The 24,545-nt window shown below is 66.1% G+C and carries 25 protein-coding genes; 14 read left to right on the forward strand and 11 right to left on the reverse strand.

Going from position 1 to position 24,545, the window contains the following annotated elements; all coding sequences use genetic code 11:
• Nucleotides 1–99: 99 nt before the first annotated feature.
• Together IEX24_RS07050 and IEX24_RS07055 are read right to left on the reverse strand one after the other, a co-directional pair.
• A complete protein-coding gene (locus IEX24_RS07050; RefSeq protein ID WP_188675751.1) occupies nt 100–252 on the reverse strand; it encodes a hypothetical protein in 153 nt (50 codons plus the stop codon).
• Between the two features lie 126 nt (nt 253–378).
• Nucleotides 379–822, reverse strand: a complete 444-nt coding sequence (locus IEX24_RS07055; RefSeq protein ID WP_188675761.1) for a MarR family winged helix-turn-helix transcriptional regulator — start codon at nt 820–822, stop codon at nt 379–381.
• Nucleotides 823–844: 22 nt separating this feature from the next.
• On the opposite strand from IEX24_RS07055, the gene IEX24_RS19535 reads away from it, so the two are divergent.
• The 4 genes from IEX24_RS19535 to IEX24_RS07075 all read left to right on the forward strand — a co-directional run bounded on the left by IEX24_RS19535 (nt 845) and on the right by IEX24_RS07075 (nt 5,984).
• Nucleotides 845–1,204 (forward strand): hypothetical protein, encoded by a 360-nt coding sequence (locus tag IEX24_RS19535; protein ID WP_229715148.1) that lies wholly within the window; start codon nt 845–847, stop codon nt 1,202–1,204.
• Nucleotides 1,205–1,397: 193 nt separating this feature from the next.
• Nucleotides 1,398–2,129 (forward strand): TetR/AcrR family transcriptional regulator, encoded by a 732-nt coding sequence (locus IEX24_RS07065; protein ID WP_188675762.1) that lies wholly within the window; start codon nt 1,398–1,400, stop codon nt 2,127–2,129.
• 238 nt (nt 2,130–2,367) lie between these two features.
• Nucleotides 2,368–4,701, forward strand: a complete 2,334-nt coding sequence (locus IEX24_RS07070; protein ID WP_188675763.1) for a 3-hydroxyacyl-CoA dehydrogenase NAD-binding domain-containing protein — start codon at nt 2,368–2,370, stop codon at nt 4,699–4,701.
• Nucleotides 4,702–4,766: 65 nt separating this feature from the next.
• Nucleotides 4,767–5,984: an acyl-CoA dehydrogenase family protein gene (locus IEX24_RS07075; protein ID WP_188675765.1), complete on the forward strand. Its 1,218-nt coding sequence runs from the start codon at nt 4,767–4,769 to the stop codon at nt 5,982–5,984.
• A 234-nt stretch (nt 5,985–6,218) separates the two neighbouring features.
• On the opposite strand, the gene kce is transcribed toward IEX24_RS07075, so the two are convergent.
• From kce to IEX24_RS07090, 3 genes are all read right to left on the reverse strand, one after another.
• The gene (gene kce, locus IEX24_RS07080) at nt 6,219–7,154 is read right to left on the reverse strand and encodes a 3,5-dioxohexanoate:acetyl-CoA acetone transferase (RefSeq protein WP_188675766.1); all 936 of its coding nucleotides are present in this window, start codon (nt 7,152–7,154) and stop codon (nt 6,219–6,221) included.
• A gap of 62 nt (nt 7,155–7,216) precedes the next feature.
• Nucleotides 7,217–8,071, reverse strand: a complete 855-nt coding sequence (locus IEX24_RS07085; RefSeq protein WP_188675767.1) for a fumarylacetoacetate hydrolase family protein — start codon at nt 8,069–8,071, stop codon at nt 7,217–7,219.
• On the reverse strand, nt 8,071–8,766 hold the full coding sequence (locus IEX24_RS07090) for a VOC family protein (protein WP_188675768.1): 696 nt from the start codon (nt 8,764–8,766) through the stop codon (nt 8,071–8,073). Before IEX24_RS07090 ends, IEX24_RS07085 begins: the two co-directional genes overlap by 1 nt.
• A gap of 144 nt (nt 8,767–8,910) precedes the next feature.
• On the opposite strand from IEX24_RS07090, the gene IEX24_RS07095 reads away from it, so the two are divergent.
• The 7 genes from IEX24_RS07095 to IEX24_RS07125 all read left to right on the forward strand — a co-directional run bounded on the left by IEX24_RS07095 (nt 8,911) and on the right by IEX24_RS07125 (nt 14,719).
• Nucleotides 8,911–10,746, forward strand: a complete 1,836-nt coding sequence (locus tag IEX24_RS07095; RefSeq protein ID WP_188675769.1) for an FAD-dependent monooxygenase — start codon at nt 8,911–8,913, stop codon at nt 10,744–10,746.
• Nucleotides 10,743–11,426, forward strand: coding sequence for a GntR family transcriptional regulator (locus IEX24_RS07100; RefSeq protein ID WP_188675770.1), 684 nt, complete (start codon nt 10,743–10,745; stop codon nt 11,424–11,426). Before IEX24_RS07095 ends, IEX24_RS07100 begins: the two co-directional genes overlap by 4 nt.
• Nucleotides 11,427–11,655: 229 nt before the next feature.
• Nucleotides 11,656–12,717 carry an NYN domain-containing protein gene (locus tag IEX24_RS07105; RefSeq protein WP_188675771.1) on the forward strand — a complete coding sequence of 354 codons (1,062 nt, stop codon included), beginning with the start codon at nt 11,656–11,658 and terminating at the stop codon, nt 12,715–12,717.
• A 132-nt stretch (nt 12,718–12,849) separates the two neighbouring features.
• Complete coding sequence (gene msrB / locus IEX24_RS07110; protein ID WP_188675777.1) at nt 12,850–13,305, forward strand: peptide-methionine (R)-S-oxide reductase MsrB; 456 nt, start codon at nt 12,850–12,852, stop codon at nt 13,303–13,305.
• 2 nt (nt 13,306–13,307) lie between these two features.
• Nucleotides 13,308–13,826, forward strand: coding sequence for a peptide-methionine (S)-S-oxide reductase MsrA (gene msrA, locus IEX24_RS07115; protein ID WP_188675780.1), 519 nt, complete (start codon nt 13,308–13,310; stop codon nt 13,824–13,826).
• Nucleotides 13,827–14,495 (forward strand): LOG family protein, encoded by a 669-nt coding sequence (locus IEX24_RS07120; RefSeq protein WP_188675783.1) that lies wholly within the window; start codon nt 13,827–13,829, stop codon nt 14,493–14,495. It abuts the gene before it with no gap.
• Entirely contained in the window at nt 14,492–14,719 is a 228-nt protein-coding gene (locus IEX24_RS07125) for a hypothetical protein (RefSeq protein ID WP_188675787.1), read from the forward strand. Before IEX24_RS07120 ends, IEX24_RS07125 begins: the two co-directional genes overlap by 4 nt.
• 90 nt (nt 14,720–14,809) lie before the next feature.
• On the opposite strand, the gene IEX24_RS07130 is transcribed toward IEX24_RS07125, so the two are convergent.
• The 5 genes from IEX24_RS07130 to IEX24_RS07150 all read right to left on the reverse strand — a co-directional run bounded on the left by IEX24_RS07130 (nt 14,810) and on the right by IEX24_RS07150 (nt 20,685).
• Nucleotides 14,810–16,006, reverse strand: a complete 1,197-nt coding sequence (locus tag IEX24_RS07130) for an acetyl-CoA C-acyltransferase (protein ID WP_188675790.1) — start codon at nt 16,004–16,006, stop codon at nt 14,810–14,812.
• Nucleotides 16,007–16,092: 86 nt separating this feature from the next.
• Nucleotides 16,093–16,716, reverse strand: a complete 624-nt coding sequence (locus IEX24_RS07135) for a TetR/AcrR family transcriptional regulator (RefSeq protein WP_188675793.1) — start codon at nt 16,714–16,716, stop codon at nt 16,093–16,095.
• 2 nt (nt 16,717–16,718) lie between these two features.
• Nucleotides 16,719–17,564, reverse strand: a complete 846-nt coding sequence (locus IEX24_RS07140; protein ID WP_188675796.1) for an IclR family transcriptional regulator — start codon at nt 17,562–17,564, stop codon at nt 16,719–16,721.
• 86 nt (nt 17,565–17,650) lie between these two features.
• On the reverse strand, nt 17,651–18,976 hold the full coding sequence (locus tag IEX24_RS07145; RefSeq protein ID WP_188675799.1) for an MFS transporter: 1,326 nt from the start codon (nt 18,974–18,976) through the stop codon (nt 17,651–17,653).
• 8 nt (nt 18,977–18,984) lie between these two features.
• Complete coding sequence (locus IEX24_RS07150) at nt 18,985–20,685, reverse strand: bifunctional 3-(3-hydroxy-phenyl)propionate/3-hydroxycinnamic acid hydroxylase (protein ID WP_188675802.1); 1,701 nt, start codon at nt 20,683–20,685, stop codon at nt 18,985–18,987.
• A 99-nt stretch (nt 20,686–20,784) separates the two neighbouring features.
• On the opposite strand from IEX24_RS07150, the gene IEX24_RS07155 reads away from it, so the two are divergent.
• A complete protein-coding gene (locus IEX24_RS07155) occupies nt 20,785–21,747 on the forward strand; it encodes an amidohydrolase family protein (protein WP_188675805.1) in 963 nt (320 codons plus the stop codon).
• A 67-nt stretch (nt 21,748–21,814) separates the two neighbouring features.
• On the opposite strand, the gene IEX24_RS07160 is transcribed toward IEX24_RS07155, so the two are convergent.
• Nucleotides 21,815–23,275: an aldehyde dehydrogenase family protein gene (locus tag IEX24_RS07160; RefSeq protein ID WP_188675808.1), complete on the reverse strand. Its 1,461-nt coding sequence runs from the start codon at nt 23,273–23,275 to the stop codon at nt 21,815–21,817.
• Nucleotides 23,276–23,457: 182 nt separating this feature from the next.
• Between IEX24_RS07160 and IEX24_RS07165 the strand changes: the two genes are divergently transcribed.
• Both IEX24_RS07165 and IEX24_RS07170 read left to right on the forward strand, forming a co-directional pair.
• Nucleotides 23,458–23,778 (forward strand): hypothetical protein, encoded by a 321-nt coding sequence (locus IEX24_RS07165; RefSeq protein WP_188675810.1) that lies wholly within the window; start codon nt 23,458–23,460, stop codon nt 23,776–23,778.
• A 25-nt stretch (nt 23,779–23,803) separates the two neighbouring features.
• Nucleotides 23,804–24,472, forward strand: coding sequence for an enoyl-CoA hydratase/isomerase family protein (locus tag IEX24_RS07170; RefSeq protein WP_229715149.1), 669 nt, complete (start codon nt 23,804–23,806; stop codon nt 24,470–24,472).
• The last annotated feature ends 73 nt before the right edge of the window (nt 24,473–24,545 follow it).

A 24,545-nucleotide genomic window follows, 5' to 3' on the forward strand; every position in this document is an offset into this window, starting at 1 on the left:
CGGGGGTTCCGGTCAGCGGGTCGCGCGTTCGCCGCTCGGTGCAGCGTGCGGGTGAGTGCGGCCGGGCATCCAGGCCGTCAGAATCTGGGCGCGACCGGGTCAGCGCGACATCGCCGACGCAATCACCGGCACAGCCCACTCGGCGGCAACCGACACGTCGCGACGAGTAAGCCCGCGTCTGGCCTGAGCATTCTCTTCGTGTTTCGGCGCGGAGTCGGCGGGATGTTCGGCAGCAGATTCGGGTGAACTCATAGAAGCGAAAGCCTTGTCTCGTATCGAGAGCGATCGCAACGATCGCCGCAATTGCTAGCGTACGAGTGCCGATTCGCCCGTTTCGCGCCCCAGTGCGAGGGCCCCTCGTTGGTGGGGGGGGTGGCTCTATTTGGCGGCGGCGATGAGGCCGTTCTGCGTCGCCACGCGTTCGAGGGTGCGCTGGAGGGCGGCGCGGGCATCCATATCGAGGCTGCCGAGTAGTTCTGCATCGACTTCGTCGCCCAGGCGCGCCGCGTCATTCAGCAGTTCGCGCCCCACAGCGGTGAGTTCGATGACGAAACTGCGACGACTTGTAGGGTCGGCGACGCGCGCCACTGCGTTTCGCTCTTCGAGGTCGTCGAGCATGGTCACTATGGCGCTCGGCACGACACCGAGCGCCTGGCCGAGCGCGGTTTGCGGGCCGGGCGGCATCGAGTTCACCGCCAGGAGCAGGCCGAAGTGCTTCGGCCTGATGCCGAGCGTTTCGAGGCGCTCGGCGAAGCGGGCGGAGGTGAGCTGGCCGATCTTCGTCAGCAGGTAACCCGAGGCGTAGTGGGTTGACGGATCCATCGGGCAATTCTACAGTGAGAGTATGATTCATATAGAGAACAGTTCTTTTACAGAACTGAATGTCTGGTTCTGGCTGTGTTTCGCCCTGACTGCCGCGAGTGCACTGACGAGTCTGGGTTTCTCGCTGGCGGCACTGCGCGGGCCGAACCGAGATGTGTACGCAAAATACTCGCTCAGTCGAAGCATCGCTCTCGTGGGAGGGGTAATCGTGGTGCTCGCCGTGCACACAGTGAGTGCCTTGTTCGTGATGGCGCTGGCGATGACCGTGGTTCAGGCCCTCGATGCGGTTGTCGGCATCACCATCTCCGACCGCATGAAGACGTTCGGGCCCGCGGCTCTCGCGGTACTCACGCTCGCTGCCGCGCTGCTGCTCGGCCCCTGACCGCCTCAGCGCGCGCCCTCGTTATCGATCGGGCGATCCGCGACTCCTGCGCGACCCGCATCCGCCTCGGCGCGCGCACTCGCTGTCGATCGGGCGATCCGCGACTCCAGCCCGACCCGCCTCCGCCTCCGCCTGAGCCCGCAAACCCCTACGCGCACACCCGCGCACCGCTACGCCGTGTAAGTTGACCGTCATGCCTGATGCAGCTGCCACCCCGAGCTCCGCAAGCACGCCGCCCACGAGGCCAGCCGCCAGCGCCTCCAGTGCCGCCGCCGCTGACCCATCCGGCGCCGCCATCGCCCTGCTGGCGCGAAACGGCTACGACAACACCACGGTCGAAGAGATCGCCGCCGCCGCCGGAATGAGTCGCACCACCTTCTTTCGCCGCTTCAAATCGAAAGACGACATCGTCTTCGCCGACCACGAAACCCTGCTCAGCCGCGTGAACCTGAGCCTCGCCGAGGCCACCGGAAACCCGCTCATAGCCGTTGCCGAAGCCGGACAACTCGTGTTCGATCACCACGTCAGACGCCGCGAAACGTCGCTCGCCCGATTCTCCCTGCTGCATAACGTCGCCTCGCTGCGCGACCGCGAATTCATCACCACCCGACGCTACGAACGCGAGTTCGCCCGATACCTGCTGACCGCCCTGCCCGACTCACCTCGCCGCGAATACGGCGCCGTAGCGTTTGCTTCGAGCATCGTGGCCGTGCACAATCAGGTGTTACGTCAGTGGCTGAGCGACCCCGACACCGAACGCACCGCCCTTCTGCGGCGCGAGCTGCGCAGCATCGTCGCTGTCTTCACCCCGATGCTGCTGCCGGATGCCCGGCCCTCCGCCCCCGCCGTGCTGGTCTCCGTCTTCGATCCCACCACCGACCCTGCCGCCATTCTCGAGGCCATCACGAACGCCCTCGACGCGTAGCTCGTCGCGCGTGCCCCGCGACCAGTGGCATGCGCAAGTGGCGCCCTGCACGCGAGGCGCGGCCATCTCAGCACGCGGCACGCGGCACGCGGCACGCGGCACGCGGCACGCGGCACGCGGCACGCGGCACGCGGCACGCGGCACGCGGCACGCGGCACGCGGCACGCGGCACGCGGCACGCGGCTGATGGTACCGCGTACCTTGACAAGGCACTGAGTACCAGGCTTTACTGAGAGCCATGCCCGAATTGCGCCCCACCACGCTCACTGTCACCACACGAACCGAGGTGCTGCCCGGCCGGCAGCTGCCCTCCTACCTGATCGACCTGCAACCGGCCAGCCCCTCCCGCCCCGTCATCTGGGGCGAGTCTGAGCTCGCCGCCCTCATTGCTGCCGTGCCTACGACGGGCGAGTTCGACGCCGTCGTTCTCATCGGTTCGCCCGGCACGTTCGCCGCCGGCGCCGATCTGAGCTCCATGTCGGGCATTGGTGACCACGCCGAGGCGGTTCGGGTTGCCGGGCGCGGGTTCGATGCCATCGAGGCGATCACGGGCATCCCGAGCCCGACCTTCACCGTGCTGACCGGCGCGGCGCGCGGCGGCGGGCTCGAGCTCGCCCTGAGCGCAGCGACCGTCTTCGCGCGACCAGACGCCGGCCCGTTCGCGCTGCCCGAAGTCGGGCTCGGGCTGCTGCCCGGCTGGGGCGGATCAGCAGCCGTCGCTCGCCGCGCGGGCCAGGCCGCCGCGCTCGACATCGCCGTGCGCCAGCCCCTTCGTGGCGGCGCGGGCACTCCGATTGCTCGGGCCGTTGAGCTCGGGCTGATCGACGCCGTGATTCCTGCCCCTGCCGACGACCCGGCCGGGTGGGATGCGGCCTGGCGCCAGTGGGTGGGCGCCGCCCTGGCCGCCGCAGACGATTCCGACACAACCACCGGCACCGGCACCGGCACCGGCACCGGCACAGCAGCATCCACTTCTGACAACACCCCCGAAACCTCGCGAGCCGCAGCGGCCACGACCACCGCACCCACCACCGGCACAGCCACCACACCGTCTGCAACCGACCCGGCCTTCGCGACCGCACTCGCCGACCCGCGGCCTGCCGTGCGCCTCGCCGCGCAACTCGTACTCGACGTCCCCACCTCCACGCCCGCCGAGGTTCGCGCGGCCACCACCGCTGCCTTCGCCGACGCGCTGATGACGAACGAAGCCCGCGCGAGCATGTACTCCCGCGAGCTCGTTCGCAGCCGGTCGAAGAAGCCGAAAGCCGGAGCTGAGGCAACCGCGGCCGGCGGCACCGCAGTACGCACCGCAGGCGTCGTAGGCGCAGGCCTTATGGCATCGCAGCTCGCGACCCTGCTCATTCAGTTCGGGCGCATTCCGGTCACCATCACCGACCTCGACGACGCCCGCGTCGAAAAGGGCATCGCAGCGGTGCGCGACCGCCTCGACCGTCTCTCCTCGCGCGGCAAGATCGCCGCCGACGATCTGCCCGAGCTGAAAGCCCTGATCAGCGGCACCACCGACGTCTCCGCCCTCGCCGACGCCGACTTCGTCATCGAAGCCGTCTTCGAGAATCTCCAGGTCAAGCGCGGCGTGTTCGCCAACCTCGAGAAGCACCTGTCGCCCACGGCACTGCTCGCCACTAACACCAGCTCGCTTTCGATCGACCAACTCGCCGAAGGGCTCGCGCACCCCGAGCGCGTTGTCGGTTTTCACGTGTTCAACCCCGTGGGCACCGTTCCGCTGCTCGAGGTGGTGCGCGGCACGCGTACCTCTGACGAGACCGTCGAGACCGCGACATCCCTCGCCCGACGCCTCGACCGCGTGCCGGTGCTCGTGGCCGACAAACCCGGATTCGTCGTGAACCGCCTGCTCACCCGCATGTACAGCGTGGTGCTCGGCGCGGTAGATGACGGCCTGCCCATCGAGGCCGCCGACGCCGCCCTTGCCCCGCTCGCGCTGCCGATGACGCCCATCGCGCTGCTGCAGTTCGTCGGCCCGGCGGTGCAACTGCACGTCTGCGAGACCATGGCCGAGGCCTACCCCGACCGCTTCCGCGTTCCCCAGTGCCTCGCGAACCTGGTCGAGCACGACGTGCGCGAGCTGCTGACTCGGGATGCCCGGCTCACCGACTCCGCCCGCGAGTACTTCGTGGCTGCCACGGCACCAGCGGTCACCTCGACCTCGGCCTCGGCCTCGGCCGCCGCCGCATCGACCGCCACGCCTGCCGCCACCACCTCCACCCTTACCGAGGGCGCGCCCGCCGCAGCCGTGACTCCGAGCGCTGCGTCGGCCACCGTCAGCACTCCCGAGTTCGCACCCGAGAATTCGCCCGAACCTCCGGCCGACCTGCTCACCGCCGTGCTCGACGCGTGGGCCGAAGAGGCCGCCATCATGCTCGACGAGGGCGCCGCGCACTCGGCCGAAGACATCGACCTCTGCATGATTCTCGGCGCCAATTACCCGCCACACCTCGGCGGCCTCACTCCCCTGCTCGACCGCACGGGTGCCGCCGAACGCATGACGGGCCTGCGCTTTCACCCGGCAGGAGTAGCCAGCCTGCCGGCCTGACCCGCTGCGCCCCTCGCCACACCGGCATCAATAGCCCCCACACGACCCAGAACAGGACACACCTCATGGCCCCCGCCCCCACCCCCGTCGGCACCGACGAACCCACCTACGAACTCGTCGAGCCGCTGAACCCCGACCCCGCCGGCCTCTTCGAGTCGATCAACGACGACGACCGCGCCCACTGGAACCGCGCCCGAGGCTTCGTTCAAGACGAGGTACTGCCCGTCATCGCCGACTACTGGGACCGCTCGGAGTACCCCCTGCACCTCGTGCGCCGCCTGGGCGAACTCGACCTGCTGCGCGACGGCATCAACATCGACGGCTTCTCAGCGCAGAGCAAGCTCGCCGCCGGCCTCGTCATGATGGAGGTCAGCCGCGGCGACGGCTCGATGGCCACCGTCATCGCCGTTCAGGGTGGCCTCGCCCTGCGCAGCATCGACCTGCTGGGCTCTGACGAGCAGAAGGCCCGCTGGATGGCGAGCCTCGCACGCGCCGACGAGTACGGCGCCTTCGGTCTCACCGAGCCCACCCACGGTTCCGACTCGGTGAGCCTCGAGACCACCGCCCGCACCGAGGGCGACACCTTCGTGCTGAACGGCCACAAGAAGTGGATCGGCAACGGCTCCATCGGCGGCGTCACCGTCATCTGGGCACGCGGCGACGACGGCCAGGTGCACGGCTACCTCGTCGAGCAGAACACCCCCGGCTACACGGGCCGCGTCATCGAGCGCAAGTCGGCCCTGCGGGCCATCTGGCAGGCGCACATCGAGCTGATCGACGCCGTGATTCCGGCCGAGAACAAGCTGCCGGGCGGCAACTCGTTCAAAGACACCTCACGCGTGCTGCTCGCCACCCGCCTCGGCGTCGCCTGGTCCGCGCTCGGTCACGCCATCGCCTGTTATGAGACGGCTGTGCACTACGCGAAGCAGCGCATCCAATTCGGCCGCCCGCTCGCCGCCTCGCAGATCGTGCAGGAGCGTCTGGCCCGCATGCTGAGCGAACTGACGTCAATGCAGCTCATCTGCTTTCAAATGACAGCTCGGGATGAAGCGGGCACCCTCACCTCAGAACAAGCCAGCCTGGCGAAGTACACCTGCACCCGCACGGCTCGCGTCATCGCGGCGAACGCCCGCGACCTCATGGGCGGCAACGGCATCCTGCTCGACAACCGCGTTGCGCGGCACATGGCCGACATCGAGGCGATCCACACCTACGAGGGCACCGAGACCATGCAGGCGCTCATCATCGGCCGCTCCATCACGGGCGTCTCCGCCTTCGTCTAACCCCGGCTTTCGTCTAACCCCGGGCCTTCGCCTAGCTCCGGGCCTTCGTAACCCGGGCCCGACTCACCTCTGGCCTCGCGACGCTTTCGATTTGACGCAAAAGCACGCTAAACCGCGCTGTGGGGTGCTTGTGCGTCAAGTCGATCGCGTTGCGGCGCGGGCACGCGCGCGAAAGGGGCCTGTGCCGAGTGGATGCTCGGCACAGACCCCTGACGCACGTCATCTGTTCGGGTGTCAGATGTTGGTGGCGGCTTTGCCTTTCAAGCCAAGCATGTCGCGGGCCTCGTCAGGGGTCGCGATGTCACGGCCGAGGTCTTCGAGCACCCCGACCATCTTCGTGACCTGCTCCGCATTCGACGACGACTTCACACCCTTGCGAATGTACAAATTGTCTTCGAGCCCGACCCGCACATGCCCACCCAACCACGCACTGTGCGTGGCGAACTGAAACTGGGTGCGCCCAGCAGCGAACGCCGAGAAATGATAATCGTTGCCGAACAGCTTGTCGGCGATGGTCACCATGTGACTGAGGTTCGCGTGATCAGCGCCGATACCGCCCAGCACCCCGAACACACCCTGAATCAGAAACGGCGCCTTCACCAACCCGCGGTCGACGAAATGCGCCAACGAGTACAAGTGACCGATGTCGTAACACTCGAACTCGAACCGGGTACCCTGACCCTCGCCCAACTCTTTGAGCGTGTACTCGATCTGATCGAACGTGTTCTTGAACGGGTTCTTATACGTGTTCTCGAGAAACTGCTTCTCCCACTCGAACCGCCAATCCGTGATGCGTGCTGCAGCACCCGCGGCCACGAAGTTCATCGTGCCCATGTTCAACGACGCCAACTCCGGGCTGAACGTCGTCGCCGCAGCGAGCCGCTCCTGCACCGTCATCGACGACGCACCACCAGTAGAGATGTTCACCACCGCATCAGTCTCGGCCGCGATCCGCGGCAAGAACTCACCGAACACCTCCGGCTCGAACGCCGGGCTACCATCCACCGCATGCCGGGCATGCAAATGAATGATCGCAGCCCCAGCCTGAGCCGACTCCACCGCCGCCTGACCAATCTGATCAGGCGTGATAGGCAAAAACTCACTCATCGACGGAACATGAACCGACCCCGTCACGGCAGTCGAAATAATCACTTTCTTAGCGGAGATCATCAGCGATCCCCCCTTTCATTCGTGTCGCGCGTGGCGGCAGGTGGGCCATACATAACGTTGGATCAGACGAAGCGGTTTGTGATCGATCCCAGGCCAGAGATCGTGCTGGTCAGCGTGTCTCCGGCTTTCAGAAAGATGCCGCGGCCCATTCCGACGCCGGCGGGTGTGCCGGTGAAGATCAGGTCGCCCGGGCGCAGTGTGACGACCTGTGAGAGGTCGGCGATGATCTGCGCTACGGGAAAGATCAGATCGGCGGTGGTGCCGTTCTGCACCTGCCACGAGCCGCCGTGGTCTTCTGCCGTGGGGCCCTCGAGCACGGCTTCGACCCGCAGAGCATCCGGATCGTCGAGTTCGTCGAGGGTCACGATGGCGGGGCCGAACGGCGCGAAGTTGGGGTACGACTTGCCCAGGCTGAACTGCGGGGCTGGGCCTCGCCGTTGAACCATACGCTCGCTGTAATCTTGCCCGATCGCATAGCCGGCAATGGATGCTCGTGCCTCATCGACGTCGACCTTGTAGGTCTCGGCACCGATGACCACCACAAGCTCGGTCTCGTAGTCGACGAACTCGCTCGGCAGCTCGACGGTCACGTTCGGCCCAGCGAGAGATGAAGCGAACTTCGTGAAAACCACGAGGTCGTCTGGGTAGGCGAGCTTCGACTCGTCGGCGTGGTCTTTGTAGTTCAGACCGATAGCGAACACCTGCGACGGGTTCGGCACGGGGGCAAGCAGGTCGCTCTCGTCGAACGGGGCGCCTGCGGGCAGCTGCGCATCCTGAGCCCACGTCGTAAAGTCAGCCCACTGCTCGAACACGGCGAGCGGTGCGGGGCCGAACTGGCCGTCTGACGCCTCGGCAATGTCGACCGCCGTGCCGTCAGTGACGAGCACTGCGCGGCCGGCGAGGTTGGCGACGCGCATCAGTTGCCTTCCTGGGGAGGGAACGGAACGCCGTCGGCCAGGGCGGGGTCTTCGGCGATTCGTGCGGGCCACGGGTCGTCGAACACCATCTGCTGGCGGGGTTCGGCGGGCGTGTACTCGCCACGGCGGGCGGCGGCGTGAATCTCGTCGCCGCTCAGGCCGGATTCACGTGCGGCGACGAGCTGCTCGGGGTCGAACTGCGCGCCGATCTGGTCTTCGGAGAATTCGACAGACGCCCACATCCACTCTTTCGACAGCTCCCAGTCGTGGAAGGCGTCGACCTGAATCTCGACACCGTTGCCGTCGGGGTCTGCGTAGTACATCGACATGGTCATGCCGTGGTCGAGACAGATGGTGGGCAGAATGCCCAGGTCACGCAGGCGAATGAAGTTGTCGAGCCACTGGTCGAAGGTGCCGTACTCGAAGGCGGTGTGGTGCAGGCCCGCGCTGTGCGGCTTATCGACGGGCGGGTGCACGCCGGGCAGGCGCAGCAGCGCGATGCGGTGGTTGGCATCATCGTTGCTCAGCCAGGCCGCGTGAGCCGCGTAGTAGACCGGCTGCAAACCGCAGACCAGCTCGTAGAAGTGCACCATCGCGTCGACATCCATCGTCATGAAAGTTGCGTGGTGCAGCTTCGGAACAATGATGGGGCGTGGCTTGGGCGTGCGGAAATACGCACTGTGGTCGATAGCCATGGGGCTGTCCTCTCCGTCGAGTAGTGACTCCATCACACCGAAAAATTCACGACATGTCAAATGATTTTCGATAATCCTTGAATTGACAAGTTATTTTTAGTTAGGGTCAGACAATCGACCGCGAAGAAGCGAGTGAGGATTTTCATGTCAGACACCCCCCAGACAACACCCGTCGTGATCGTCGGCGGCGGCCCCGTCGGCCTCACCCTCGGTCTTGAGCTCGCCTGGCACGGCATCGCGTCGACCATCATCGAGCCGCGCACCGAGGTCGATCACACCAGGCCCCGCGCCAAAACCGTGAACGTTCGCAGCATGGAGCACTTTCGCCGGCTCGGCATTGCCGAGATCATCCGCGATCGGGCACCCGTCTCACGCTTCTGGAGTCGACGCGCCATCTTCTGCACGGCCGTGAATGGCACCGAACTCGCGACGTTCGAGGGCATCTTCAACATTTCGCCCGACCGCGAAGACCTGTTCTCTGAAGGCGGTCAGGCACTCGCCCAGCCGCTGCTCGAGCAGATCTTGCGCGAGCAGGTGGAGGCCGCGCCACTCATCACGTTCATCGTGGGCGCAGCGGTTACCTCGGTAGACGAGGGGCCAGACAGCGTTCTCGTGACGTACACGCTCGACGGTCACGAAGAACAGGTTTCGGGCGCGTACGCGGTCGGGGCCGACGGAGCCAGCGGCGTCACCCGCAGAAGCGCCGGCATCGCGCTCGAGCGTGGCGTCGACCTGCCGCCTAACGTGAGCGTCACCTTTCGGGTGAAAGAAGATCTGCCGACGCCCCTCGAGTTCGCGCTGCACTACTGGGTCGTCAACGCCCAGACGCAAGGCGTTCTGATGCGCCTCGACGAGCACGGCACCTGGTCGGCGACCGTCGGCAATGTGCCAGACGCCGAAACCGCAGACCCTCTCGAGCTCGTTTCTCGGCTCACTGGGTACCCGGTCGACGTCGAGATCGTGGCCAAAGACAGCTGGGCGGCGCGGATGGCCGTGGCCGAGTCGTACGCCACGATCCGCATCTTCTTGGTGGGCGATGCAGCTCACCTCAACCCGCCGTGGGGCGGCCACGGCTTCAACACCGGCCTCGGCGATGCAGTCAACCTGGGCTGGAAGCTCGCGGCAACCATCAACGGCTGGGGCGGCGCAGAGCTGCTGGCGAGCTACGAGCCCGAGCGCCGGCCGGTGGCTGAGCACACCGTCGCCGTCGCCACCGCGAACATGCGGGCGATTCCGCTCTCGGTCATTGAGACTCTGCGCGACGATCCGCTTCTCGAGGGGCCGCGCGCCGCCGAGACCCGCGCCGTGGTGCAGCAGGCCAAAGACAGCGAGTTTCACAGCCTCGGGCTGGTTCTGGGCTTCGCCTACACCGACTCGCCGATCATCTGGGCCGACTCGGCCGAGAACGCCGAAGCCGGCCCCGAATTCGATGCCGTCGTCTACACACCCACAACCCAGCCGGGTGCCCGGCTGCCGCACCGCTGGCTCGCCGACGGCCGCTCGGTCTACGACCTGATCGGTGACGGGTTCACCCTCTTCGCCGACCCCGACAGCGAGCTAGCTCGTGCGTTCGTTGCGGCCGCGGCCGAGCGGAGCGTGCCCCTCGCGGTCTTCGACGCGCTCAGCGAGGCCACTCCGGCCACCACGGCCACCCCGGCGAACGCGGCCACCCCGGCTAGCGCGGCCACCCCGGCCACCCCGGCCAGCGCGGCCACCCCGGCCAGCGCGGCCACTCCGGCCACCGCGGCCGACGGGATCGGGCATCGCGGTGCCGAAGCTCTGCTTGTGCGCTCTGACGGCCACATCGCGTGGCGCGGCGGCGCAGCTGACGCAGCTGTCGCTGGGGCCGTGCTCGACCGCGCCCGCGGGGTCGCCACCTCCGCCGCCGGTCGACTCGAGCACGACGCCGCCGGCCGACTCGAGCACGACGATACCGAGCGCCTCGATCGTGCGCCCGGTGCTCCAGGGCTCGTTCGGTGAGCAGCGTGCCGGCCACTCAGAGCCGCGCGGCACTGGTGCACGACAGCATCAGGGCCGACATCGTTTCGGGCGCCTTGATGCCCGGCACCCCGCTGCGTCTGGCTCCGCTCGCCGCGAAGCACGACGTCAGCATGTCGGTGCTGCGTGAGGCGCTCACCCGCCTGGCCGAGCACAATCTCGCCACACTCTCCCCCAACCAGGGTTTTCGCGTCGTCGAGATCTCACGCAGCGATCTGATCGAGCTGACCGAACTGCGCACGAACCTCGAGGGGCTTGCGCTCACCCAGTCCATAACGGCAGGAGACGTGGCGTGGGAGGCCCGAGTCGTCTCTGCCCACCACGTGCTCGCCAAGGTCACCATTCCGCGCCAAGACGGCTTCGGCAGCACCGACGAGTGGAGCGAGGCGCACACCGCGTTTCACGAAGCCCTCGTCTCGGCCTGCGAGAACCGCCGCCTGCTCGCCATCACTGCGTCACTTCGCAACAGCTCTGAGCTCTACCGCCAGCTCTCCGCCCTGCCGGCCGACGAAGAACAACGCGACCTGGTCACCGAGCACGAGCAGCTCATGGTGCTCGCCACCTCCCGCCGGGTAGCGGATGCCCATGCCGCCCTCGTGCAGCACATCACCCGCACCACCGAGGTCGTTCTCGCCACCACCCTGCGCACCACCCCGCTCTAGCCCCCTCCACCCCACACGACCCCCGCAGCGACGAGAGAACCCGTTTGCGACGAGAGCACCCGTCGCGCACCCTTCTCTCGTCGCAAACTGCTTCTCTCGCCGAGGCATGACGGTCGTGTGACGCGTGCCGGGAGTTGCTCTGCCGCATCCGGCGCAGCAGACTGAAACAAGCGCACCAGGAGCGACCTCGCCACGGGGCGTTCGCCCGGCGCTGCTAAGGAGTTCAGCTATGACCGAACCGAACGATTCGCGCGTCGGCCTCTACATCGACTTCGACAACATCGTCATCTCGCGGTACCAGCAGTTGCACGGCCGCAACGCGTTTCAGCGCGACGGCATTCGCAACTTCAACAAGTCGAACGAAGACGCCGACCCTGAGGTCGCAGCGCGGCTCGCAGCGGCCACGGTCGACTTCGACGCCATCATCGACTTCGCCGCCTCATTCGGCACGCTCGTGGTGAACCGCGCTTACGCCGACTGGTCGGTTCCGGTGAACGCGAGCTACCAGCGGCAGCTGATGTCGCGCGCCGTCGACCTCACCCAGCTCTTCACCACCACCACACGGGGAACGAAGAACGGCGCCGACATCAGGCTCGCCGTCGACGTGGTCGAAGACCTCTTTCGGTTGCCCGACCTCACCCACGTCATCATCATCGCCGGCGACTCCGACTACATCGCCCTCGCCCAGAAGTCGAAACGGCTCGGGCGGTTCGTCGTGGGCATCGGTGTGGCAGGTTCGACGAGCACCTCCCTGGCCGCCGCGTGCGACGAGTTCGAAGACTACGACTCGCTGCCGGGCGTCGAGAAGGTCGCGGCCGGCTCAGCAGAGGCCGAATCGGCTGCTGCGCCCGCAACGACAAGGCGCGCTCCGGCCCGTAAAGGGGCGGCCGCCGACAGCCCCGCGACGGCAATCGAACCCACGCCCACTGAGGCCCCCAAGAAGGCTGGCAGCCGCGCGCGTCGGGCATCGACCATCCCGACGTTCTCGCACATCGACGACACCCAGTTCGACGAACCAGAACCCGCAGACGACATCGACCCGCAGCAAGTCGCCACCGAGCTTCTGGTGCGGGCCTTGCAGATCGGCCACGCCAAGGGCGACGCCGACGAATGGCTCAACACCGGCACGGTAAAGAACCAGATGCGCCGAATGGACCCGTCATTCAACGAAAAGCCCCTCGGTTTTCGCTCGTTCACCGACTTTCTGGCCTCCCGGAGCGATGTTGCCGAGCTGAACGATGAGGGTTCGCAACGGGTCATTAGGTTGCGGCCAGAGGCCGAGCTTCGGTAGCGAAGCGGATGCCCGTGGAGAGCTCACAGCGAATGCACAGCCGGGGCGCCCCAACTCGGGAACTAATCACGCCGAACCACTGTTTCACCCAGTGATGCCGCAGCCAGCGGCACAACTCAAGGAGCACTACTCATGACAATCGAGTACCGCAAAGACCCCACCGCCGTCTCGCAGCTGACGCCTGAACAATTCGCCGTCACCCAGCAGAGCGCCACCGAACCGGCCTTCACCGGTGAGTTCTGGGACAACCACGACGACGGCATCTACGTCGACATCGTTTCGGGCGAGCCGCTCTTCGCCTCTACAGACAAGTACGACAGCCGATCTGGCTGGCCGAGCTTCACCCGGCCCATCGACCCCGCGAACGTCGTGCGTCACGACGACAAGAGCTACGGCATGGTTCGCACCGAGGTTCGCTCGGCGAATGGCGACAGCCACCTCGGCCACCTGTTCGACGACGGCCCCATCGAAGACGGTGGTCTGCGTTACTGCATCAACTCGGCTGCGCTGCGGTTCATCCCGCTGGCCGATCTCGAAACTCAGGGCTACGGTGACTATCGCAGCCTGTTCACAACCAAGGAGGCCTAATCATGGCAACGACTGAGACCGCAATTCTGGCCGGCGGATGTTTCTGGGGTGCGCAGCAGCTGCTGCGCCGTCGCCCCGGAGTGATTTCGTCGCGCGTGGGCTACTCGGGCGGCGACACGCCCAACGCCACGTACCGCAACCACGGTGACCACGCCGAGGCCGTCGAGATCGTCTTCGACCCTTCGGTGATCTCGTACCGCGACCTGCTCGAGTTCTTCTTTCAGATTCACGACCCGTCGACCAAGAACCGTCAGGGCAACGACGTAGGCCGCAGCTACCGCTCGGCCATCTACTACACGAACGATGAGCAAAAGCGTGTTGCGCTCGACACCATCGCCGACGTCGACGCGTCAGGCCTCTGGCCCGGCAAGGTCGTCACCGAGGTCGAGCCCGCGGGTGCGTTCTGGGAGGCCGAAGACGAGCACCAGGATTACCTGGAGAAGCTGCCCAATGGCTACACCTGCCACTACGTGCGCCCGGGCTGGAAGCTCCCACGCCGCGAGGAGCAGCTCACCAGCTAGATGAGCGCCAACGAACGCAACACAGCTGATGGTCGCCCGTACACGATTGCCGTCTTCTGCGGGTCGAGTACGGGCAACGACCCGGTGTACCTCGAGGCCGCACGGCAGGTAGGGGCTACGCTTGCCCGCGCGGGCATCGGGGTCGTGTACGGCGGAGGGCACGTGGGACTGATGGGCGCGGTCGCTGACTCGGCACTCGCGGCTGGCGGCCACGTCATCGGGGTGATTCCGAGAGCGCTCCACGGCCGGGAGGTCATGCACGACACCGTCACCGAACTCATCGTGGTCGAAACCATGCACGAGCGAAAGATGCTGATGGCGGAGAAGTCAGATGCGTTTCTAGCGCTGCCGGGAGGCCCGGGCACGTTAGAAGAAATCACTGAGCAGTGGACATGGGCGCAGCTGGGCATCCACGAGAAACCATGTGGTTTCTTGAACGTCGCCGGCTACTACGACCCGCTCATCACGCTCGTCGAGACGATGCGCGAGCGCGGCTTCACCCACCCGCGGTACACCGAGATGCTGCGCTTCTCCGACTCGATCGACGAGCTCATCGAGGCGTTCAGAACGTACCAGGCGCCGGCCCGCGTCGCGGCCTCGCCGGGCCTCGAGATGAGCACCGTGCTCGGCACGTCTGATGCCGACGAACCCGTGAGCGTGCAGCCGTGAGCGACGGCAGAACCCCGGCCCCGCCCGCCCGCGGCAGCGAATCGTTCTGGCGAAACCTGCTGCTCGGCGAGGGCGTGGCCGTCATCGTGATTCTCGCCATCTTCAGCACCGACTACTCCCCCGTGGTCTGGCTGGCGGTGGCCATCGTCGTCATCACGACGCCCCTCGTCATCCGCGGCTTCCTGCGAGCTCGCGACCGCGACCGCGACCGCTCCGGCCGGTGAGAGAAGCCGTTTCAGACGAGAGAACCTGGCGTGCCGGCGTCTCTCGTCTGAAACGGCTTCTCTCGCGGGCGGCGTAACTGCGAGAGCTGGTCAGCAGACCTCGAAGAGGCCCGCCGCGCCCATGCCGCCGCCGATGCACATGGTGACGACGACGTATTTGGCGCCGCGGCGCTTGCCCTCGATGAGAGAGTGGCCCACGAGGCGCGCGCCCGTCATGCCGTAGGGATGCCCGACCGAGATGCCACCGCCGTTGACGTTGTAGATCGCGGGGTCGATGCCCAGGGCATCCCGGCAGTACAGAGCTTGTGACGCGAAGGCCTCGTTGAGTTCCCAGAGCCCGATGTCGTCGATGGTCAGCCCGTGCTGCTTCAGCAGCTTCGGCACTGCGTAGATGGGGCCGATGCCCATTTCGTCGGGCGCGACGCCGGCCACGGCCATACCGCGGTAGACACCGAGAGGTGCGAGGCCACGGGCATCCGCTTCGCCCCGCTCCATCAGCACAGAGGCAGAACCGCCGTCAGAGAGCTGCGACGAGTTGCCCGCAGTGACACTCGAGACGGTGCTCGCAGTGCCGTCGGCAAGCACGGTACGAAGCGACGAGAGGCCTTCGAGCGTGGTCGACGGCCGGTTGCCTTCGTCTTTGGCGAGCGTGACCGTTTCGAAGCCGATGGTTCCGTCGGCCGCAGCCACGCCCATCTCGGTGGTGAACGCCACGATCTCGTCGTCGAACAGCCCGGCAGCCTGTGCTGCAGCGGTGCGCTGCTGCGAGAGCAGGGCGAACTCGTCTTGCGCGTCACGGCTCACGCCGTATCGCTCTGCCACGATCTCGGCCGTGTAGAGCATCGGCAGGTAGATGTCGGCGTGTTCTGCCTCGAGTCGCGGGTCACGAGCCCGGTAGGTGTTCATGTGCTCGTTCTGCACGAGCGAAATAGATTCGACGCCGCCGCCCACCACGATCTGCATGCCGTCGACCATGATCTGCTTCGCGGCCGTGGCGATAGCCATCAGCCCTGATGAACACTGGCGATCGATGGTCATTCCAGGCACGGTGACGGGCAAACCGGCGCGCAAAGCGGCCTGACGGGCGATGTTTTGGCCCGAGGAGCCCTCTTGCATCGCGGTGCCGAGAACCACGTCATCGATCGAGGCGGGGTCTACTCCCGCGCGCGCAACCGCATTCTCAATGGCGTGAGAGGCGAGCGCCTGAGCCTGCGTGTTGTTGAACGCACCTCGGTACGCCCGACCGATCGGTGTGCGTGCGGTCGAAACGATTACTGCTTCTCTCACGATGCTCCCTAACTAGCTGTCAGCTGTGACAGACAATAGTGCCAGTGCGACAGTAGCAGAGGTCAATAGGCCCACCAAACTCAGCCTCAGACTCGTACCTTTTGCACCATCATCACGGCGTTTTCGGCGATCTCGTCGGCGATATCGTCAATCGAGACGGGAATGCCGGTCTCGTACCACCAGGCCACCGAATCGCACATACCGGCCAGCGACTGAGCAGCGACCTCGGGATGCACGGGGCGAAACTCTCCGGCCGCAATACCGCTCTCGAGAATCTCTGTGATCATCGCGAGCGCCTCTAACCGGGCATTGGTATAGACGACAGTGAGCGCCTCGGGCAGCTCTGACTCCGAGCGCAACATCATCTGAAACCGGGCCCTGTTGTTGGCGCGGTCGGTGACGAGAAGGCGCACCAGATTGCGCAGCTTCTGGCCGTTATTCGGGTTGTCATGGATGACCGCACGAATGCGGCCCTCTGTTTTCATGGTCAGGTCACTGACAACGGTGAGCAGAATCTCTTCTTTACTGTGCACGTAGTAGTACAGCGCCTGGCGCGTGATGCCGGCCGCATCGGCTATGTCTTGCGGCGAGGTTGCGGCATAGCCCTTCTCGGCGAACAACCCGAAGGCCGTGTCGAAAATGCGCATCTTGATCTCGTCGCGCCGGGTCGCGCGAGGCGTTTTCGTTTCGGGGCTGACGACTGGCGACATGCCTAGACCTTAGCCGACCTGCCAGATACGCCAGGTTCGCCCGGCTCGCGCCGTTTGCCAGACTCGCCCGGTTCGCCGAGGTCGGCCGACACCAGCCGCGCCATTTCGATGAGTTTCGCCCGGTTGTGGGCCCGCTCGGCCGGCTTCACGTTTTCGTGCGGCAGCACAAGCGTCGCCACCACGGGCATCGGGTCGCCGGCCGAGAAGATGGGTACCGAAATCGACGAGATGCCGCGGATGACCGCACCCGACGTTTCGGCGTACCCCAACGACCGAACGCTCTGTCGAATCTCTTGCAGATCTTTGCGCGACCCGGGCAGGCTCGGTGCCGACTCCCGATTGATCCCGACAGCCTTCTCGGTCATTTTCTCGGGCAGGTAGGCCAGATAGACGTGACCGGCTGACGACGCCAGAATCGGCAGAATCGCTCCGAGCCGAGCAGTCAATGGCAAAGCGTGGGTGCCGTAATCCCACCGCACGATCACCGGGCCCTCGTCGCTCCACACCGCGAGGTTGATGGAGTGACCGGTCTCATCGCGAAGTTTCGGCGTGTGCTCTGAAATGAGCGCGACGTCGTTCGTGCGCCGCAGCGATTCGCCGCCCAGCCGCCGCATGGCGGGGCCCAAGTCGTACAGATTCGTGGTGGGCGACTGCGCCGTCAAGCCGACGCGGCCGAGCGACACGAGGTACCGGTGAATCTTGCTGGGCTGAGAATCGCAGGCACGAGCGATGTCATTGAGCGACATCGGGGCGCCACCCGTCTCGAGCGCGAACAACACTCGAGCCGCGATTTCAACCGACTGGATGCCCTGCCTGGGCTCCCCCGCGCCTCGTTGTTGCTCTGACATCGCACCCTTGTTCATCGCGCTCTGCGGGCAGCTGCCCACTCACGATGCTACTCATGCCCGGTGCTTCTGATGCGCTGCGACGCCGTTCACGCAAGGTTCTGTTCACGCGCGACCGCCTGCTCGGTGCTGAGCGGCGCGATGCGCGGAACGAGCAGCGCCACTAGAGCGCCGAACACCCCGATGATGGCGAACACGTAGAAATTCCACTGCGTAGCAAGCCCCGACGTGAGCACCCAGGCACCGAGAAGGGGGCCGACCATGGCTCCCGGGCGACCCGCGGCGAGTGCCCACGACAGCCCGCTGCCTCGCAGCGCATCCGGATACCGGCTGACGATGAGCCCGTTGACGAGCGACTGCGAACCGATCAGCCCGAATCCGCTGACGAACATGAGCACGATGAGCACCCCGAGGTTGGGGCGCATGGCGAGCAGCGTCAGGCTGAGGGCACCGATAGCGAACGCAATGACGACCATGCGTTTGGCGCCGAACCGGTCGGCCAGACGGCCGCCCAGAACCATGCCCACGCCGGCGCCGACCCACAGCACGGCGGTCTGCAGTAGTGCCGAGCCGAGCGAGAAGCCCGCCGCCTGCATGATGGAGGGCAACCAGGTACTGATGCCGAAGACCAGCAGAAGCCCAGCGAACGACATGAGCCAGAACAAGATGGTGCTGGTTCGCACTGAATGCGCGAAGAGCGGGCCGAGGCCGAGCTTCGAACCACGAGCCTGCGCAGCCGGAAGCACGGGCATCGGCAGGTTCATGGTGCGAGAGAGCGCCTGGGCCTCAGCCGTGCGACCTGTGCGCAGCAGAAACACCGGGCTGTCGGGAAAGAGGCGCAGGGCGAACGGAAAGATGATGATGGCCGGTATGAGGCCGGCCACGTAGATCCACCGAAACGATTGGGCCGGCAGAAGGGCCGCGCCGAGCAACGGCGCCGCGAGGCCGCCGAGCGCGTAGCCCGCCATCGTCAGGCCGATGTTGCGGTTGCGTCGCCCGGGGGCAGAGAGGTCGGCGACGTAGGCGAGCAGCGTCGGCAGCACGATGCCCAACCCGATACCTACCAAGAATCGCCCGATGCCGAACACGGCGCTCGACGGAGCCACCGCGGTCAGAGCCATGCCCAGCGAGAACACGACAATGCTGACCAGAATGAGTCGCCGCGCGCCCAGTCGGTTGACGGCGGCTCCCGAGGCGGCCGCGCCGAGCAGCATGCCGAACGCCGTAACCGATCCGAGCAGCCCCGCCAGCCCGGCGTTGATGCCGAGCGACTGGTCGTGCAGCAGCGAGGGAACTGTGGTGCCGAAACACGCGAGGTCGAATCCCTCGAGCAGCGAGATGACGGCGGCGATGGTGATGAGGGCGGGTTCTTTGATGGCAACGCTGGCGCGTCGTTGCGCCGTGAGGGTGGTCATTTCAGCTCCTAGATGATTGGTGAAACCAGGTGGATGTTCAACTGCGCGTGCACGTCGGCGATAAGCCCTGACAGCTCGGCTGAGTCACCGGCCGTTCCAAACACGTAGTGGTCGGGCCGCACGATGACTGCGGCGGCATCATTCGCGGCGAACCAGCGGGCGTACGTGCCGGTGACGTCAGTCAGCGACGTGGCGGCGCCGGGAGTGGGCGCAGACGCCGAGGCGGTAGCCGACGCAGACGTCGCCGCAACTCCGCCGGCCGGCCCAGAGGCCGCGTCGCCGAAGTCGACAAGAACGTCGAACAGCTCGCTCGCGAGCGAAGCGGTCTCGTCGTCGAGCAGGTCGCGGCGTTGCAGAATCAGGGTGAGGCCCCGCCCCGCAACGTCGTCGAAGAGACCGGCAACGCTTCTGCCGGTAGCGCGAACCTCCGCCTGCGGCATGATCGTGCCCCGCGCGGCGCCTGGGCTTGGGCTGAGAAAACCACTCTCGAGCGAGGGCATGCGTACCTTCGACGGTTTCACCTGGGCGGCGCGCTCGGCGAGCAGCCGGGCATCCCGAACAGACGCGGCCTCGGGGTCGCGCATGGTCTGAATGCGGCCGAGCTCGATTCCCTGGCGCACCACCGACTCGACGTGCGGCGCCCGTTCGGCCTGGTAGGTCGCCAGCAGGTCGTCAGCTGCCCGCCCGGTGAGCACAAGGTCGAGTTTGAAGGCGAGATTCTGGGCGTCACGGATGCCCGAGCACATGCCCTGGCCGAGAAACGGTGGCATCTGATGAGCCGAGTCGCCGGCCAGAAAGATGCGCCCCTGGCTCCACGTGTCGACCAGAATCGAGCGGAACGTGTACGTCGCCACTCGAATCAGCTCTGCCTTGTCGGGCGTGAGGTAGTCGGCGACACGCGCCCAGACCTTCGAGGGGGCACTCTCGACGCCGAACTGCTCTACGTTCTCGAGCATGAAGCTGAAACGGTGATGAGTGGGGCCGATGCCCATGCTCGTGGCGGGTTGTGCGGGGTTGCACACCTGGCGGGCCATCGGAATGTCGACGGGGGCGGTCAGTTCGAAGTCGCAGACCATCCAGGGTTCGCTGAAGCCGAGGTCGGTGATCTGGCCGCCGATGGCGTCGCGGGTGAAGCTGTTGCCTCCGTCGGCCGCGATGACGTACGAGGCGGTGACGAGTTCCTCGCCGCCGGCACTCGCGTCGCTCAGATCCGCGCCGACAGCACCCGCGCCACCCGCGGCCGCGGCGCCCGCACCGCGCGCGGCGACACCGCCGATGACCACATCGACCCCGTCTGCACGGTGCCGGTACGCCGTCACCGCCGTGCTGAACCGAATCTCCACGTTGCCGGTCGCGATACACGCCTCGTAGAGCGCCTGCTCCAGCTCGGGCTGGTACATCTGAAACCACTCGGGCCAGCCGCTGACGCCGTCGAGTGCGAACGAGTGCTCGATGAGCACCTCGTTCGCCCCGTTGACCCAGTCGTAGGTCTCTTGCACGTGCAGCAGCGGCAGCAGCGCATCGGCGATGCCGAGCTGCTGAAACGTGCGCATGGTCTCGTCGTCGAACGTGGCCGCGCGGGGCAGTCCGAACAGGCCGCCGTACCGCTCGAACAGCACAACACGGTGCCCGGCCTGGCCGAGCAGGGCCGCCGCCACCATTCCGACCGGGCCGCATCCGACAACCGCTACGTCATATTCGTTCGCCATGTATGTTTCTGCACCCCTTCGTGAGTTGATCTGCATTGACGGTATATTTCACATTGAGTAAAGTCAATAAACAATAGTGAAATGCCTCGAAGGAGAAGCATGAAGAAAATCGCCCTGGAAGAACACTTCGTCACGACCGAACTCGTGGGTTACGGTGCCGGCTCGAGCGCCATCGCCCAACCCGACGCCTGGGCCGAGGCGAGCCGGCGCCTGCTCGACTTCACCGCCGAACGTCTGCCCGAAATGGATGCCCACGGCCTCGACATGCAGGCGCTCTCCCTCAACGCCCCCGGTATTCAGGCCGAGACCGAGGCGCCGGTAGCGGTGGCGAAGGCCATCACGGTGAACGACTTTCTCGCCGGGGTCATCGCCGAGCATCCCACCAGGTTTCGCGGATTCGCCGCGCTGCCTCTGCAAGACGCGAACGCCGCGGCCGATGAACTCGAGCGTGCCGTGACGCAACTCGGTTTCTGCGGCGGACTCGTGAACGCGCACACGAACGGCATGTACCTCGACGACCCGAGCCTGCGCGTGGTGTGGGAGCGCGCCGAGGCGCTCGATGTGCCGCTGTACCTGCACCCGGCGAACGGGGTCGATACCGCACACGTGCTCTCTGGGCATCCGGAGCTGCTCGGGCCGATGTGGAGCTGGGGAATCGACACCTCGACCCACGCCCTTCGGCTGGTGTTCGGGGGTGTGTTCGACGACTTTCCGAAGGCGAAACTGCTGCTCGGTCACATGGGCGAGGGGCTGCCGTACGTACTGTGGCGGCTCGATTCGCGCTGGGGTTTTCAGAACCGGCACGGGGTGGAGTTGGCGCTCGGCAAGCCCTCGGCGTACCTCAAGCGCAACCTCTACGTGACCACGAGCGGGGTCGACTCGGCCTCACCGCTGCAGTGCGCACTCGATGAGCTCGGGGCCGATCACGTGCTGTTCGCCACCGACTACCCCTTCGAGACCATCAGCGAGGCGTGCACTTTCATCGACACGGTCGAGCTCGACGAGGGGCTGCGGGCGAAGGTGGCGCACGAGAACGCGGAGGCGTTGCTGGGCATCCACTAGCCCAGATCTCGAACAAACGGCCATGCCCCCGCACTCCTCGAGAGGCGGGGGCATTCAGCTTCGTGCGTCAGTGCACCTCGGGCACGAACGGGTGACTGATCTGCTTGTACTCGAGAAAGTCTTCGAGGCTGGCCACGCCGCCGAGACGGCCGATGCCGCTCGACTTGAAGCCGCCCTCTTCGAACTCCACCGCGAGGTTCGCCCAGCTGTTAATCGAGATCAGGCCGGCTTCGAGCTCGCGGGCAACACGCACGGGGCGGTCAACGTCACGGCTCCAAATGCACGCGCTGAGGCCGTATTCCGTGTCGTTCGCCAGGGCGATGGCCTCTTCTTCGGTATCGAAGACCTGAATCGTCTGCACCGGGCCGAACGTCTCGGCCTGCACGATGGTGCGGTCTGAGTCGCTGACCTTGAGCAGGGTCGGGTGATAGAAGGCGCCGCCCGCGAGGTGCTCGAGCTGCGACGCTCCACCGCGCACCACGACCTCGGCGCCCTTCGCGATGGCGTCGTCGACCGCAGCATCGACGCGGGCGACGGATGCGAGGTTGATCATCGGGCCGATCTGGCTGTCGGGGCTCGATGCCGGCCCCGGGCGAACCGCCGAGAGTGCCTCGGCAAGTGCCTCGGTGAGGCGGTCGGCGATGCCCCGTTGCGCCAGAATGCGGCTGCCCGTCATACAGAACTGCCCCGCGAAGACCGTCGTCGATGCGACGATGGTGGGCACGACCACCGCGAGGTCGGCCTCGTCGAAGACCAGATGCGGGGTCTTGCCGCCGAGCTCGAGGCTGACCCTCTTCAGCCCGTCGGCAGCCGCCCGCGCGATGAGGCGACCGGTGTGGGTGCTGCCGGTGAAGCTGATCACCGGCACGGCGGGCGATTCGACGAGATGCTGAGCGCCAGCACTGCCCGACTCGATGAAGAAGTTCACAGCGCCCGTGGGCACGTCTTCGACCGAATCGAAGATCTCGGCCAGCAGGGCGGAGGTCTGAGCGGCCTGAGCAGGCATCTTGACCGCAGCCGTGCATCCGGCAGCAAGCGCCGGGGCCAGCGCGCGAATGCAGAGGTAGGCGGGCGAGTTCCAGGGCACGATGATGCCGGCCACGCCCACGGCCTGGCGAATCGACATCGACTGCACACCCGGCTGGGTGTCGGCGACCTTGCCCTGGTTCAGCAGAGCGAGGCCGGCGGCGAACCGCAACGCCCGCGGAATGAAGTGCACCTCGAACCCCGCCTCGCCCTGCAGCTTGCCGTTTTCAGAGCAGAGCGTGGCGATCAGGTCGCTCGTGCGAGCCTCGAATGCGTCGGCGAGGTGGCTGAGAGCGATAGAGCGGCTCATGGCGTCTTTGCGCCAGCCGGTCTCTCGAAACGCTCGGGATGCGGCCGCGATGGCGAGTTCGGCCGTGTCAGCGCCGCCGTCGGAGTACGTGCCGATGGCTGAGCCTGTGGCGGGGTCGAAACTGCTCTGTTCAGAGCCAGAGTCGATGAACTCGCCGTTGATGTAGTGCTGGGCATGCAATTGGTCGGTCATTCGGGTCGTGCTCCATCTGTCTCGTCGTTGAGCCGCTCATCCTCGCGGAATTCACCTTTGCGGGCGCTATTTACTAATAGTGAATTGCTTGCACGCGAGTGTCAAGCAACTGCGGTCGAGTTCAGCTGACTGGCCGGCGCGATATGAAAGAGTGGAATCGGAATCAAGCCGTGAGGATCACCATGTCGACCACCGACGTCATCGAACTGACCCAACTCGTTCAACACGAACGCCAGGCCCGCGACCGCGGCTGGTGGCAGGTCATGCGAGACAGCTACGCAGCAGACTCCGCTGTGCGGCTGAGCTGGTTTCGGGGCGGTGGCCAGCAGTTCGTCGACGAATCAGCCGACGGCGCACTCGACGGTTTTCGAGAGCCCTACCGAATGCTCGCCTATGTGCTCGGCAGCCGCGGCTACACGATCGGCGACGATCTCTATGGCGACGACCGCACCGACGACGTGAGCGCGCTCTATGCGGCGGCATTCGAGTGGCTGGGAGCCTGACGTGCGCCTCGAAAAATCTGGATCTGTGTTCGTTCTGCACCTCGACGAGACCGAGAATCGTTTCAACCCCGACTGGGTCGCGCAGTACATCGCCCTCATCGACGAGGTCGAGGCAGCCACCGGCCCGAAGGCGCTGGTCACCGCCGGCACCGGAAAGTTCTTCTCCAACGGTCTCGACCTCGAGTGGATCATTGCCCACCAGAGCGAAGCGCCCGCCTTGCTCGACGCCGTGCACGAGATGTTCGCGCGCGTGCTCTCCGCCGCCCTGCCGACGCTTGCGGCGATTCAGGGGCACGCCTACGCGGCCGGCGCCATGCTCGCGACGGCCCACGACTACCGGGTGATGCGCGAAGACCGCGGGTTCTTCTGCTTTCCCGAGGTCGACATTCGCATTCCGTTCACCCGCGGCATGACCGCGCTCGTCAGCTCGAAAGTCTCGCCGCAGACCGCCACGAACGCCATGGTGTTCGGGCAGCGTTTCGGTGCTCCGGATGCCCTGCGAGCCGGTCTCGTCGACGAGACCGTTGCGGCCTACGAGGTTCTGCCGGCAGCCATCGCTCAGGCCGAACGCCTCGCCGGCAAAGACTCCGCCACCGTCGGAGCCATCAAGCGCGGCCTCTACGCCGAGACCCTCGCCGCTCTGCGCGGCGCCGACGGCAACACTCTCACCGAATCGACTTTCGTTACGGGCTGACCGCGCGCTGCACCAGGCGTAACGACCGAAGTGCCGTAAGCTGCTCAGACGAACGACCGATCTGCGAGAGAAT

The sequence above is a fragment of the Subtercola lobariae genome (assembly GCF_014640255.1).
Lineage (GTDB): Bacteria > Actinomycetota > Actinomycetes > Actinomycetales > Microbacteriaceae > Subtercola > Subtercola lobariae.